At 65.6% G+C, this 13,089-nt stretch carries 12 protein-coding genes; 4 read left to right on the top strand and 8 right to left on the bottom strand.

What is annotated here, in order from left to right:
* Window positions 1-27: 27 nt before the first annotated feature.
* The 4 genes from ABLG96_RS00440 to ABLG96_RS00425 all read right to left on the bottom strand — a co-directional run bounded on the left by ABLG96_RS00440 (window position 28) and on the right by ABLG96_RS00425 (window position 4,445).
* Window positions 28-1,323 carry a glycosyl hydrolase gene (locus ABLG96_RS00440; protein ID WP_353649472.1) on the bottom strand — a complete coding sequence of 432 codons (1,296 nt, stop codon included), beginning with the start codon at window positions 1,321-1,323 and terminating at the stop codon, window positions 28-30.
* Window positions 1,323-2,144, bottom strand: a complete 822-nt coding sequence (locus ABLG96_RS00435; RefSeq protein WP_353651626.1) for a carbohydrate ABC transporter permease — start codon at window positions 2,142-2,144, stop codon at window positions 1,323-1,325. Before ABLG96_RS00435 ends, ABLG96_RS00440 begins: the two co-directional genes overlap by 1 nt.
* Before the next feature lie 83 nt (window positions 2,145-2,227).
* Window positions 2,228-3,187 carry a sugar ABC transporter permease gene (locus tag ABLG96_RS00430; RefSeq protein ID WP_353649471.1) on the bottom strand — a complete coding sequence of 320 codons (960 nt, stop codon included), beginning with the start codon at window positions 3,185-3,187 and terminating at the stop codon, window positions 2,228-2,230.
* Window positions 3,188-3,194: 7 nt separating this feature from the next.
* Complete coding sequence (locus ABLG96_RS00425; protein ID WP_353649470.1) at window positions 3,195-4,445, bottom strand: sugar ABC transporter substrate-binding protein; 1,251 nt, start codon at window positions 4,443-4,445, stop codon at window positions 3,195-3,197.
* A 284-nt stretch (window positions 4,446-4,729) separates the two neighbouring features.
* Between ABLG96_RS00425 and ABLG96_RS00420 the strand changes: the two genes are divergently transcribed.
* On the top strand, window positions 4,730-5,794 hold the full coding sequence (locus tag ABLG96_RS00420; protein WP_353649469.1) for a LacI family DNA-binding transcriptional regulator: 1,065 nt from the start codon (window positions 4,730-4,732) through the stop codon (window positions 5,792-5,794).
* Window positions 5,795-6,292: 498 nt separating this feature from the next.
* Here the strand turns inward: ABLG96_RS00420 and ABLG96_RS00415 are convergent, their stop codons facing one another.
* The 4 genes from ABLG96_RS00415 to ABLG96_RS00400 all read right to left on the bottom strand — a co-directional run bounded on the left by ABLG96_RS00415 (window position 6,293) and on the right by ABLG96_RS00400 (window position 9,655).
* Window positions 6,293-6,808, bottom strand: coding sequence for a hypothetical protein (locus ABLG96_RS00415; RefSeq protein WP_353649468.1), 516 nt, complete (start codon window positions 6,806-6,808; stop codon window positions 6,293-6,295).
* 323 nt (window positions 6,809-7,131) lie between these two features.
* Complete coding sequence (locus ABLG96_RS00410) at window positions 7,132-7,743, bottom strand: DUF664 domain-containing protein (RefSeq protein WP_353649467.1); 612 nt, start codon at window positions 7,741-7,743, stop codon at window positions 7,132-7,134.
* Between the two features lie 176 nt (window positions 7,744-7,919).
* Window positions 7,920-9,140, bottom strand: coding sequence for a hypothetical protein (locus tag ABLG96_RS00405; RefSeq protein WP_353649466.1), 1,221 nt, complete (start codon window positions 9,138-9,140; stop codon window positions 7,920-7,922).
* On the bottom strand, window positions 9,137-9,655 hold the full coding sequence (locus ABLG96_RS00400; protein WP_353649465.1) for a sigma-70 family RNA polymerase sigma factor: 519 nt from the start codon (window positions 9,653-9,655) through the stop codon (window positions 9,137-9,139). The genes ABLG96_RS00405 and ABLG96_RS00400 overlap by 4 nt, the downstream gene beginning before the upstream one ends.
* Before the next feature lie 300 nt (window positions 9,656-9,955).
* On the opposite strand from ABLG96_RS00400, the gene ABLG96_RS00395 reads away from it, so the two are divergent.
* The 3 genes from ABLG96_RS00395 to ABLG96_RS00385 all read left to right on the top strand — a co-directional run bounded on the left by ABLG96_RS00395 (window position 9,956) and on the right by ABLG96_RS00385 (window position 12,942).
* A complete protein-coding gene (locus tag ABLG96_RS00395) occupies window positions 9,956-10,444 on the top strand; it encodes a sigma-70 family RNA polymerase sigma factor (protein ID WP_353649464.1) in 489 nt (162 codons plus the stop codon).
* 40 nt (window positions 10,445-10,484) lie between these two features.
* Window positions 10,485-11,276: a hypothetical protein gene (locus ABLG96_RS00390; RefSeq protein WP_353649463.1), complete on the top strand. Its 792-nt coding sequence runs from the start codon at window positions 10,485-10,487 to the stop codon at window positions 11,274-11,276.
* 208 nt (window positions 11,277-11,484) lie between these two features.
* The gene (locus tag ABLG96_RS00385) at window positions 11,485-12,942 is read left to right on the top strand and encodes a hypothetical protein (RefSeq protein ID WP_353649462.1); all 1,458 of its coding nucleotides are present in this window, start codon (window positions 11,485-11,487) and stop codon (window positions 12,940-12,942) included.
* Window positions 12,943-13,089: the final 147 nt, after the last annotated feature.

Here is a 13,089-nt window from a genome sequence, read left to right as displayed (position 1 = left end):
AGCGTGCTCCAGCAGCCGGTCGAGGGGTCAGCGGGGGTCGCGGGCCGCCGCGTGCGCTGCCGGCGACGGGTCGAGCACCTCGGGCACCGTCACCAACCGGGTGATGCCCCGCGCGTCGAGCACAGCAGCGCCCGTACGGGACCGCAGCACCAGTTGCGGTCCGCGGCCGTCGCGTTCGGCGATCGCCGTCCAGGCGCGCGGAACCGGCCCTCCGGGCGCGCAGCGCAGCCGGACCCCGGGGATCGGGGTACCTGCGGCGTCGACGTCGTCCACGATCAGTCCCACCGCAGGGGGCAGCGAATCCGGCCGGCCGCGCAGGTCGGCCACCAGGGCCGCCAACCGATCCCCGGTGGCCTTGCGGCGATTGCTCTCGTCGAGCAGCCCGAGGTCGTACTCCAGCTCCGGGAAGTCCGCCAGCGACCGCGGGACGTCGTGCGAGCACCACCAGGTGATCCCCAGCAGGTGCTGAACGTCGGCCGCGGAGCGCACCGTCCGCTCCAGGAACTCCGGGGTGTCGGCGACGGGCACGACGTTGGTCGGCGCCCCGACCTCCTGCAACCAGTTGGGCCGCAACGGGTCGGGGTTCCAGGCGGCGGCAAGCTGCAGCAGGTATTCGGCGTGCCGGACGGAGCCGGGCCCCAGTGGGCCGTAGTGCCGGGCGGCACCGTTGAACACCCAGGAGTGGGTGACGGTGGCGTCGCCGTGCTCGGCTGCGTGCTCGGGACCGAACGGCTGGGCGTCGTCGTACCAGGCGGCGTCGTACTGGGCCAACGTCACCAGGACGTCGTCGCGCCCGCCCAGTCCCTCCCGCACCGCGGCTGTCATCGCCGCGGCCCAGCGATGCCCGCCAGGCGCATCGACCGGGTAGGGCGATGGATGCGGGGCGTGCGCGAACTGGTTGGTCTCGTTGCCGATCGTGATGCCCATCAGATGGGGCTGGTCGGCAACTGCGGCGGTCAGCGCCCGCAGGTAGTCGGCCGTCGAGCCGATGACGTCCGGGTCGGTGAACATCCCGCGTCGGTGCCAGGTGGTCAGCCAGGTGGGTACGAAATCGAAGCTGGACAGGTGTCCCTGCAGGCCGTCGACGTTGACGTCCAGTCCGACGGAACCGGCGATCCGGACGGTGCTCGCGACGTCACGCAGTGCGGCCGGCCGGATCAACGTGCGGTTCGGCTGCACCACCGGCCACAGCGGGAAGATGCGGACGTGGTCGACGCCGAGCTCGGCGATCGCCTCGAGGTCGCGGGCGACCTGGTACTCCGAGTAGTCGAGCCAGGAATGGAACCAGCCGACCGATGGGGTGTAGTTGACGCCGAACCGCATCAGCCCTTGACCCCGCCCTCTTCGACACCGCGGAAGAAATACCGCTGCAGCGCACCGAAGAACAGCGCGATCGGCACGAACGCGATCATGGTGCCAGCCGCGATGAGGCGCTGATCGGTGGAGAACGTGCCCTTGAGGTACTGCAGCCCGACGGTGAGCGTGAGTTTGTCCGGCGACTGCAGCACGATCAGCGGCCACAGGAAATCGTCCCAGGCGCCGATGAACGCGAAGATCGCGACCACCGCGATGGTGCCGTAGACGGCCGGTAGGCAGACGTACCGCAGCCGCTGCCAGGCGTTGGCACCGTCGACCACCGCGGCCTGGTCGATCTCGTCGGGGATCTGGCGGAACGCGTTGTACATGAGCAGCACGTTGAGCGTGCTGATCATCCCGGGCAGCGCGACCCCGAGCAGGGTGTCGGCGAGGCCGAGGCTCTTGATGGTGAGGAACTGCGAGATGATCGTCGACTCACCGGGGAGCACCAGCGTCGCGATGAACAGCCCCATCACCAGCGCGCGGCCGCGCCAGCGCAACCGGGCCAGCGCGAAGCCGGCGAGGGTGGCGAACAGGATGTTGCCGATCACGTCGACCGCGGCCACCAGCAACGAGTTGCCGATGTAGCGCCACACCGGGATCGCATCGGCGACCGAGAAGTAGTTCTGCAGCGTCGGTTCCGACGGGATGAACGTCGGCGTCGCGGTGTAGATGTCCTCACCGGGACCCTTGAGCGAGGTGGACAGTTGCCACAGGAACGGACCGACGGTGATCAGCAGGACGATCACCAGCAGCACGTACCGCAGCACCTTCTCGCCGGTGGACATCTCACCCCACGGCGCACGCCGCCTGCGGGGCCGGGTGGCCCTGCCGACCTGGGCCAGGGATGCGGGATCGGCAACCGTCGTACTCATCGCGCACCCTTCCGGTTCAGCCTGGCCAGCACCAGCATCGGTACGAGCGTGACCAGGAACAGCAGCAGGCTCAGCGCCGAGGCGTACCCGAGGTTGCCGGAGAAGCCGCGCGCGTACTGCTGGATGAGCATGACGAGGGAGTTGTCCTCGCCACCTGGACCGCCGGTGCCGTTGGTGAGGATGAACAGCTCGCTGAAGACCCGCAACGCACTGACGCAGACGAGGATGCCGACCAGGATCATCGTGCCGCGCACCCCTGGCATCGTCACCGACCAGAGCCGGCGTGCTGCTCCGGCTCCGTCCAGTGCGGCGGCTTCGTGCAGTTCCTTGCCGATGTTCCCCAGGGCTGCCAGGTAGATGATCATGTAGTACCCCAACCCTTTCCAGATGGTCAGGCTGATCGCGCTGATCAGCAGCAGCCACCGGTCGGTGAGGAATGGGATCGACTCCGACACGAAGCCCAGCGACTCCGCCATCCCGTTGATCGCGCCGCGGTCGTCGAGCATCCAGCTCCAGATGAGCCCGACGACCACGGCGGAGGCGATCACCGGCGTGTAGAAGGCGGTGCGGAAGAACGTGATGCCCGGCAGCTTCTTCTCCACCAGGACCGCCAACAGCAACGGCACGACGGTGAGCACCGGCAGGCAGATGGCCATGTAGATCACGCTGTTGAGCAGCGCGGTCCACACCTGCGGGTCGGCGAGCAGCGTGCGGAAGTTCTCCGTCCCGATGAACGCCGCGTCGCTGCTCAGGGGCCGGGCATCGGTGAACGACAGGAACACCGTGTTGATCGACGGCCACAGGCTGAACACCACCAGCCAGATCAGCGCCGGCACCACCAGCAGCCACGGGGTGAAGAGCCTGCCGGCCTTGACCGGTCGCTTCGGCCGGGGCACCGCGGTGCGCCCGACCTTCCGCGCCGCAGTCGATTTCGCCTTCGTCGGCACAGTCGTCATGACGGCCTCAGCTGTTCGCGAGCAACGAGTTCATCTTGTCCTGGGCGGTCTTCAGCGCCTGCTGCGGCGCAGTGTCGCCCTTCAAGGCCAAGGCGATCTGCTGGTCGAGGAAGGTGGTCATCGCCGCGTTCGCCTCGACGGGCGTCAGGCTCTTCGCGGTCTTCAGCGCTTCGTTCGCCAACACCTTGGCCTTGCCCTGCGACGTTCCGTCGTCCTGGGAGAAGAACGGATCGGACTGCGAGGAGACCGTCGACGGGAAGATGTTGACCAGGTGTGCGAACGCCTCCTGGTTCTTCGCGTTGGTCAGGAACTGCGCGAAAGCCTGTGCGGTGGCGAGGTTCTTGCTCTTCGACGAAACACTGATGCCCTGGATGTAGAGCGGCGGGATGTCCAGCGCCGGGGAGACGGCCACGTTGTTCTTCAGGGACGGGTTGTTCTTCTCGAAGTCGACGAGCGAGGTGGCGCCGCCGGTGGTCCAGGCGACCTTGCCCTGGGTGAACAACGTCGAGTTGCCCAGGTAGTCGCTGTTGAGCACCGAGGACGGCATGAGCTTGCCCTGGTAGGCCGTCGCGTATCGCTTGATCAACTCCACCGCTTTCGGATCGTCGGCGAAGGTGAACTTCGTACCGTCACCGTTCAGCACCTGCACGCCGGCGAGGGTGAAATCGCCCAGCCCCGGCTTGCGGCTCATCAGGTAGTCGTCCGGGCACTTCTGGTGCATGGTCGCGGCCTGGGTGAACAGCTCGTCGGTGGTGGCCGGCAGCTTCGCCGGGTCCAGGCCGCACTTGCTGAACATGGTCTTGTTCCAGTAGTCGACGTCGGTGTTGAGGTACCAGGGGTAGCCGAACACGCCGGTGACCCCCTTGTAGCGGTAGGCGTCCACCGCACCCTTGACGTAGGTGGCATCGAGGGTGTTGTCGGATGCCGAAACGTCTTGCAGCAGGCCGTTCTTTGCCAGCGGATAGGCGATGTCGGGCGGCAGGTTGACGACGTCCGGCAGAGTGCCGGAACCCGCCTGCGTCAACACCTTCTCCGAGTAGCCGTCACCGGGCTGGTCGACCAGCTTGACGGTGGCCCCGGGGTGTGCGGACTGGAAGTCGGTGATCACGCCGTTCAGGTAGTCGGTGAACTTGGGTGTCAACGCCCAGGTCTGCAGGGTGATCTCACCGGTGACCGCGCCGCTGACCGGAGCTTGGCTGGCGCCCTGGGTGGGAGAGCTGCTGCCGCCACCGCCGGTGCAGGCGGACGTGGCCAGCACTGCGGCGAGAGCACCGCCGAGCAGGGCAACCCGGGACCGCCGGATGGGGCGGGATGTCGTCGTTCGAGATGACTTCGTTCGAGATGTCGTTCGGGATGTCAGTGACTGCATGGCTGCAAACTCCTTTGTTCGGCTGCGCAGGTCATGCGGTTGAGTCGAGCATCATGGTTGCCACGGATCACCGCACGTCATAGCGGATCATGGGTTACTTAAACGCTATAGTCAACCGACGACGCCCAGCTGAACCGATCGGCGCGTCCGCGGCCCAGGAGGAGCGATCCGAGATGACCGACCCCGAGACGGCCCACGGCGCGACAGCGGGCAGGCGCATCACCATCACCGACATCGCCGCCCGTGCCGGGGTCTCGACCAGTGCGGTGTCGTTCGCACTCAACGACAAGCCCGGTGTCTCCCCCGAGACCCGGGCCAGGATCCTGTCGATCGCCCGTGACCTGCGGTGGCGGCCGCATTCGGCGGCCAGGGCGCTGAGCGGCTCGCGCGCGGGTTCCCTCGGGCTGGTGCTCAACCGTCCCGCCCGCACGCTCGGGACCGAATCGTTCTTCTCCGACCTGATCTCGGGCATCCAGATCGCCCTCACCGGCACCCATATCGGGATGAACCTCACGGTCGCCCGGTCGGTGCAGGACGAGATCGACACCTACCGCGACTGGTGGAGCGGGCACCGGGTGGACGGGGTGCTGGTGATCGATCCGCTGACCGACGACCCCCGGCTCGACGTGCTCGAGTCGATCGGCCTGCCGACCGTCGTGGTGGGCTCCCATCCCTCGCCGGAGAACTCCTGGCCCACCCTGTGGCTCGACGATGCCGATGCGACCGGCACCGTGCTGCGGTATCTGCACGCGCTGGGTCATCGCCGGATCGGGCACGTCGCCGGCCCGGCAGATCTCGAACACACCGCGCTGCGCGTCCAGGCGTTGCAGGAGTTCGCCCGCACCGCCGACCTGCAGTGGTCGCACTCGCTGCCGACCGACTATTCCGCCGACGCCGGGGCGGCGGCCACCAGAACCCTGCTCTCGCAACGGGAACGGCCGAGCGCCATCATCTTCGACAACGACATCCTGGCCGTCGCCGGGCTCGGAGTGACCGCCGAGATGGGGGTCGCAGTCCCCCGGGACATCTCGCTGGTCTCCTTCGACGATTCAACGATGGCGCAGCTGGTACGACCGGCACTCACCACTCTGACCCGCGACACCGTCGGGCTCGGCGAGCGGGCGGCCCGGCTGCTGCTGGCGCAGCTCGATTCCGCGGAGCGGCTCCCCTCCCAGGCCGGTCCGCCGCTCACCTTGAGCGTGCGTGCATCGACAGCCAGAGCGCCCCACTCCGGCTGAAGGACGCGCAGGAGCATCAGGTCGCACAGCGGATGACGTCGACCTCGCGGCCTGATTCCCTTCCGCAGGATGCAGCCGTCCCGCTGGTCCAGGTCCGCCGGCCGCCACGGACCGACGATGTCGGCGGCCGACCGAGCGCTCGAACGTTCGTCCCGACACCCAGCCTCTCGGTGGAGCTGATCAGTCTGATTTCCCACCGGAGCGGCACCCGGCGAACGGGCGGGCCTTCTCCTCGTCGATGCATTCTGAACTCGGCGTCAGCCGACCCACTGGTGTACCGCTACTGGACATCGATACCCACCCTCGACGACCCGTCTCAGGTAGGCAACCCTCGGTGGGACAAGCCCCGGACGACTCATCTGAGACTCCGCCGCCCGGGACTCACCGATGCCACTGCGAGCCGGGGGTGATCTCGGCGAAGGAACGCCTGATGAGACGTCGCGACCTAGTGCAGATTGGTCGTGTCCAGCGATCGGTGATTGATCCGTCCTGAAGTCGTCAGGGCGCAGCGATCAGAACCTCGCGCCGTCGCCGAAGGCGCTTGGCTGACAAGGGCACCAACCCGGCGAGAGCGGCGAAGACGGAGGCAGCCAACCAGAACCAGGCAGACGTAGTGATGGCCAGGGCAACTTCGAGAACGAGGCCGGCCACCAGGACGATGCTGCTGCTCACAGAGGTGCGTTTGAGCTCACTGATCTGGAGCTCGACGATCTGAAGCTGATCAGCGCGTTCGGCTTCGTCCGCCGCGACCGGACCTCGAACCGCATCTCGCACTGTTTTGCGGTCCAACAGCTCGGCGAGCGGTCCAAGCCGTTGAGTGGCAATACGACGTTGTCTTTTCAGGATCCAGTACATCCCGAAGCCGAACGCCAGCGCGGTGAACGTGCCGAGGATCCCGGCCTGGGCTAGGGAGTTCTCGCCCATGACCAGACCGAACGCGCCCATCAAAATCCCGAACATCACCCCCATGCGCGCCGCGACCCAGCGGAGTGACGGCCCGATCTGATCGGTCACTGATCCCCCTTCTCGTGCGAGACCCCTGTCTACCGCACGTAGGTCGCGCTTCATTTGTCCGCCCACAGCACTTGTCCTGCGAGCTGCGGTCTGGAGCGACTACCGCGACAGCGAACTCTGCACGCCAGCGCGCTCCAGTAGCCGGAAGCGCATCAGCCCCGGGACCGTCTCGCACAGGGATCCCCATCCGAGACGGAGGCGGCGCGCTCGTCTTCGCGCGGAACCTCCCCCAGGATGAGATCGCCGCCGAGCAGTCCCCGCACGACCAAGGCCGTCATCCCACACTGAGTCCGGGCGGGTTTGTCCGCGCTCCACTGCTCCTACTAGTCGGGATAGCAGGTGTCCGGGGCCCCATGACGCCAGCAGCGCAGCGTGCAGCGCGCCGCTGGTCGGTGTATCGACCATGAGCGGGTCGAAGTCGGCGTGCTCATGGGGTGAAGTTGTTGACCCGTACAATCGATCACCATCCACTGGCGGCCGTCCATCAGTTCACGTACTGCGTCGAGATGCCCTGCATGGCAGGCTGTTTCGGTAATGTGGTGCAGGACGATCTCGCGAACGGTGTTCATCCGCCATTCCCCGAAGAAGTCGGGCCACCACGCGGGCGGTGCGTCGAGGTCGCTCGCGGCGAGGGCCACGTCGGTGCGCTCGCACATGGCGCGGTACTCGGTCACCACCTCCGACAAGGTGCGGTCGGTGTCGACCGCCCACCCCGGCATGCCCACCTGCTCAATCGCAACCGGGTCGCCGGCCACCACTGCTGCAATCCAGAATGACTCGTCGTCACGGGCAAGGTGCTGCAGCAGCCCCCGCACATCCCACCCTGACTGCAGCATCGCCCGCCGCCCATCGTCCTCGCTCAACCCTTCGACAGCCGCCAGCACGTGTTGCCGCTGTCCGCGCAACACTGCCAACAGCAGTTCCATCTCCGTCATCGCAAGCTCCTTACCGTGTCGATCCTTCCCCAAGGTCGGAGCTCGCCGTCAGATTTCGACAGCGCCCGAAATTCACCCGCCCACCCGCGCCGGCCCCGCCCAGCGGTCTCATCAGACGATCGTCGGGTGAGACGATGTCGACCTGGGGCAAACCCGATCGTGGGGGCTGAGGTCAGCTACCGGGAGCTGACAGCGATGTCAGTCGAGCCGCTGGCAACCACGTCGCCTTTCGGCAATGTGATGACCATGGTCGCTGTGTAGGACCCTGCCGGGAGCGGGGCGGCAGACGGGTCGCACGAGGTCGCAGCCGGGATCGTGATCCGTTTCGAGACCAGACCTCGTAGCTCGTAGGTCTGTCCCCGTCTGGCGAGCAGATCGGTGACGGGCAGGGTTGCTGCCACGACACCGTTCGGCTTCTGCAGGACGACCCAGACCCCCCGCACATCGGATATCACGGACTTCGTGTCGTTTCCGACGACGACGGTCGGCCGGACGGCCTGGTTGTTGTACATGCGTGAGATCCAGTTCACCCAAAATCGCATCCGTGTCGTGCCGGCGGGCACAGTCCATGGGCGGCCGCAGTAGTACTTCGCATCGAACAGTGGAGTATTAATCGCTGTCTGTACCTGAGCGCGAAAATCGGCCAGCGGGGTGTTCTTAGTGACACCTCGGAAGCCAGCGAACGAGCTCACCAAGCCGTCGTTCAGGACGAACCGGCCCTGCGGTCCAGCACTGACCCGGTATGTGCCCGTGGTGTTCGCCTTAAGAAACAACACCATCTCTGCGGCGGTCTGGAACAGTGGATCGTCGGCCACCTCGGAGATCGTCTTCGCAGCTTCGTTGATGGCGCCCTGCTGGACTACCTGAATCGCCGCCGGTCGAGACCCAGGGGTCTTCCAGATCTGCTGGACGCTGAAGTTCCAGGTTGTCGAGTCGGTGCCCTCGTCGGCTTTTCCCTCGACGGATGCTCGGCTTTCGATTTGGCCCACCACGATAAGGTCGGCGTCTTTGCCCATCTCGCCGAGCGAGTTGTAGTGCGTCACCCGATCGACCACGGTCTCGCTTCGCTGGTAGCCCTGGTACGGACCAGAAGGCTCGCCGGAATACGTGACGCTCGGGGTGGCGGAGCTGGTCGAAGGAGCCGTGATCGGTGGAGAGGAAACATTATCGCGGTCGGATCTGATCACTGCTGTGGACACGATCGCGACTGTGACCACAGCGGCGGCGATGCCGATCGCGGCGGTCCAGCGGCTTGGCCGGCGGTGCACGGGTGCAGATTCGTCCGGAACACCCGCGTACAGATCACGCAGGCGAGTCTCGAGCTCCGGAGAGAGTTCCGCGTCCACGCCTCGCGCGCGGAGCTGGGCGATGACGTCGTCGTGCTCGTTCGTGCTCATGGCTTTGTTCCTTCGGCTGGGCCGAGAAGTTGAGAGAGCGTCTTGAGTCCTTCGTGGGCTATCCGGCGGACAGATCCGGCAGGAATGCCGAGTGCCGCCGCGACCTCAGCGGCGGGGAGGTCCAGCTGGTACCGCAGCACCGGGACCTGCCTCGTTCGCTCCGGCAACCGCTGCAGTGCGGTGCTCATGTCGAGCCTGGCCGCGACGCGATCGGCGGCCGAATCTTCACGGTCTGGGGTAGCCAGAGTGCGCTGGTGAGAATCCTGGACCTTCTGATGCCTGCCCTGATCCCGGTAGCGGTTCAACATGGATCTGCGCGCGTACGCCACCTTGTCCCCAGAAATGCTGCTCCAGCGAGGCAGCAACGTGGACATGGTGTCGAACACCAGGTCATCCGCAGCGTGCACACCGACCAAGTCACGAGCCGCACCCAGCAGCCGCCGCGCCACCTGCAGGTAGCTCGATTGGGCTGAGTCGACTGGGCCCGTGTCCACGTCAGCCAGTGTTGTCCCCATACCTATCTACACGTGCTGCAACCCCGTAGCGTTCGGGTGGGCACGCCGCTTCGGCCCACCCGGTGTAAGCAGAGGAGCCTGCTGATGGTCACGTGACCACGTGAAGGTCGACCCAACCGGATCGAAGTCACGTCGCCTTGAAGTGGCCACTGTCTCGGGGTAGGGATCGCCAGATGAGACTGCTCCGAACGGACTGTTCCGTCGTAGGCGTCTTTGTGTCTCGCGAAACTTCGAACGACCGGTTCACGTCGGTAGCATGTCGTGCGACCTACAGGTGTGAACCGCCCCGACACTGCCCTGGTGAGCACCGGATCATCACCTGACCGTGAGCAGCTCTTCGCCGCGCACCGCCTGGAACTGGTCCGCCTCGCGATGATGTGGCTTGGCAACATCGACAGCGCAGAGGACGCGGTACAGGACGTCTTCGTCGCCCTCGACACAACCCGGATCGGCAACAGCCCCTCCAGCTATCTACGAGCTGCAGTAGTCAACCGGGCCCGGTCACAGATTCGGCGAGGGATCGTGGCACGTCGTTGGTTGGAGCGGCAGAGTCCTCCAGCAACTCTGGACCAATCACCTCCCCCACTCACCGATCACGACATCGTCGCGGCCATCCGCGATCTACCGACCCGGCAGCGTGACGTGGTGATCCTTCGGTACTTCCTCGACTGGTCTGTTGAACGGACCGCTGACGTGCTCGGAGTGAATGCCGAGGCTGTTCGCTCCTCCGCCTATAAGGCGCTCCGCACCCTCCGCACCCGAATTGGAGACTTCAATGACCCACACTGACGACCTCCTAGAGAGCACCGAACTCCGTATCAGGGCGGCAATGACGTCCGAGGCGAGTTTGGTGACCGAAGAAGCCCTGCGGGGGCGACTGCCGGCCGATCCTGCCGAGCAGCGTCCCCGCCATCGCCGGAAAACGGTGATGCTGGTAGCTGCCTCGGCGGTGATGGTGCTCGGCGGGGCAGTGACCATCCTGTCCATCAGTGGTGGAAACCCCGGTCATATCGCTGAACCGAGCACGCCTTCACCGGCAACGATCATGACTCTGTCTGCGCTCCCGGATAGCCCGTGGAGTTGCCCCTACACGGGTTTCAAGGAGTACGGGCAGGAAGCGGCCCAGCAGGGTGGCGGCCTGGTTACGGGGGTTCTTCGACCCACCGGAGTACACCGAGAGGAAGTCGATCAGCAGGCTGGCGGTTACTACTCCGAGGTCCAGATCACTGTGACCTCCGTGTTGACAGGACAACTGTCCACGGGCGAGGTCACCGGCTACGTTCAGAGCTCGATCGACACCACCGCGGCGTCCCCCGCCGGATCTCAGCCACCGCAGATCGAAACCCCGGCTCAAGCGCTCGACTACGAAGGCAACGCCGGCTGGGGAACGGACGGTGCATTCCTTGGCATGCTGCTGCGCCGAAACGATGGCACCTTTATCGTCAACCCAATTCCCCTGATCGGCGACCGCGCCGTGGTGGGACTTGGCTGCTGGTCCGCCGGCGGTCTGCCTGTCACCCGCGAACGGGTCGACCTGGTCTTGGCCGGCAGCCCTTCCGTCACCATCTCAGCACCGGTCGAACTAGTGACGATTCATGACGTTCGCGGCTCCTTCAACTGACATGACCAAGCGACCCACCCTTCTCGATCCCGTCTACACATTTGCTTGGTACCGAGCGCGCCGCCGTCCCGGGTAGGGATGGTTTGATGAGACGGCTTGACCATGCTGGCTGGCAGGTTACAGCTCTTCCGGTGATCGCATTACCGGTCGCCGTTACGGGGGATGTTGTGAGCCGCGGGCGAGGTGTGCGGTTGGTACGGTCGCTCTCGTGTCTTCAACGTATGCACAGCGGCGCAGGCGGGATGTGATCGTTGCGCTTGCAATTGCAGCTCTGGTGGCCGGTGGCGTACTCGTCATCTACCGGACCAGTGCTGCGCGTGCGGCAGATCTTCAGCTGGCCGCGGATCGGGATCTGCCCCAGGTCAACACATCGATCCCGACGTCCTTGTCGCTGGCCTGGACACAGCGAACCGATCCGACTGTCGGCGCTGCGGTGAGTCCCGCCGGAGTCGTCGCGGTTGGCAGCGAACACGAGGTCCGCGGGTGGGACATCGCCAGTGGACAGCAACGCTGGAGCTACACCCGCAGCGATCGTCGGCTCTGCGCTCTCACATCCGGCGATTCCGACAATCGAAAGTACGACCCGTCCGGTCATAGATTCCTCCGAAAGGGATTCAGCAACTCCACGGAGACCGATCGGCTGCGTGGCATCGTCACCGGGTTTCGCCTCGACACGAGCACAGATTGCCCCGAGATTGCCAGTTTCGATCCAGTCACCGGGGGGCGGGTCTACTCACGCACCGTCGCGGCGTCTGGCCCCGGCAGCCTCTTTGTCGAGGGTCCCTACGGTGGGTGGCTCTCCCCGCACCTGGTTCAGTTGTGGCGTTACGACTTGGTCAGGTCCATCCTGTACGGCGATCAGCCAGCGCCCGCCGAACCCGGCGGCGAGACGCTCGGCTGCGAGTTCACAGACACCTATGTCGCGGTAAGCAGATTTGCCACCGTTCAACACTGCTCCGGGCAGAGCACAGCGCACGTGAGCATCAACTATGCGGACCCGGGTAGCAAGGACAAGGGCTGGAGCGCTATCGTCCATCCGCCGATCGTTGACATCGACACAGGTGCATCGTCCGCGGTGCTCGTTGGGCTCACCGAAGACAGAGTCGCCGTATTGATCGACTCGCCCACACCGGAAGTTGTCGCATACGACTTCGCCGGCACCGCGCGGACCCGGACCCCCGCGCCCGTCCAAAGCGCCGCAATCCGAGCGACCGAAGCCGCTGCGGGACCGAGCCCACGACGTATCACCGACACGATCAGCATTACGTGGGTGGGCGGCACCCTGATTGGGATGACGACAAGAACCGTCACCGAAACCGCACCGGCCACCACCCCCCCCACCACCACAGGCGTGACGACAGCCCCGCTCCTGGGCACCACCCCGTCGAGCACGAGCGCCGAGCTTTCCCTGACCGATCAACAGACGCCTGTGCTGGCCTGGACGTTCACGTCGACGGGACTTGGTGCGGTCGTCGGCAGTCAGATCCTGGTACCGACTAGCCGAGGTTTCGCCGTCATCGAAACAACAAGCGGCAAAATTGTTCTCCAGATCAGCGCCCCGACCGCTGATCAAGCCAGGGTTGATGTGAGCGCTTCCAGCCGGGGATGGTTTGCCACTGTCAGCGCAACCGGCAGAGTGCAGGCGTATCGAGCAACGACCACGTGAGCGGCAGTGGAATCTGTTGTCGACCCGGACGTGTTAGGGACGATGGTGACATGTTCTGCGGGAACCTACGGCTATAGGTAACCGGCGGACGTCTTCGACGTCACCCGTGGAGCAAGTCGCCGATCTCTTCGACGTCGACCAGATCGA

Source organism: Nakamurella sp. A5-74, from assembly GCF_040438885.1.
Taxonomy (GTDB): domain Bacteria; phylum Actinomycetota; class Actinomycetes; order Mycobacteriales; family Nakamurellaceae; genus Nakamurella.
Note: the sequence above shows the minus strand (reverse complement) of the source record. Positions and strands in the feature narration are given on the sequence as shown.

Excerpts from the sequence above, each read along its gene's own strand:
- ABLG96_RS00440 (WP_353649472.1), bottom strand. The coding sequence starts at position 1,323 with ATGCGGTTCGGCGTCAACTACACCCCATCGGTCGGCTGGTTCCATTCC.
- ABLG96_RS00435 (WP_353651626.1), bottom strand. The coding sequence starts at position 2,144 with ATGTCCACCGGCGAGAAGGTGCTGCGGTACGTGCTGCTGGTGATCGTC.
- ABLG96_RS00430 (WP_353649471.1), bottom strand. The coding sequence starts at position 3,187 with ATGACGACTGTGCCGACGAAGGCGAAATCGACTGCGGCGCGGAAGGTC.
- ABLG96_RS00420 (WP_353649469.1), top strand. The coding sequence starts at position 4,730 with ATGACCGACCCCGAGACGGCCCACGGCGCGACAGCGGGCAGGCGCATC.
- ABLG96_RS00410 (WP_353649467.1), bottom strand. The coding sequence starts at position 7,743 with ATGACGGAGATGGAACTGCTGTTGGCAGTGTTGCGCGGACAGCGGCAA.
- ABLG96_RS00405 (WP_353649466.1), bottom strand. The coding sequence starts at position 9,140 with ATGAGCACGAACGAGCACGACGACGTCATCGCCCAGCTCCGCGCGCGA.
- ABLG96_RS00400 (WP_353649465.1), bottom strand. The coding sequence starts at position 9,655 with ATGGGGACAACACTGGCTGACGTGGACACGGGCCCAGTCGACTCAGCC.
- ABLG96_RS00390 (WP_353649463.1), top strand. The coding sequence starts at position 10,485 with ATGACGTCCGAGGCGAGTTTGGTGACCGAAGAAGCCCTGCGGGGGCGA.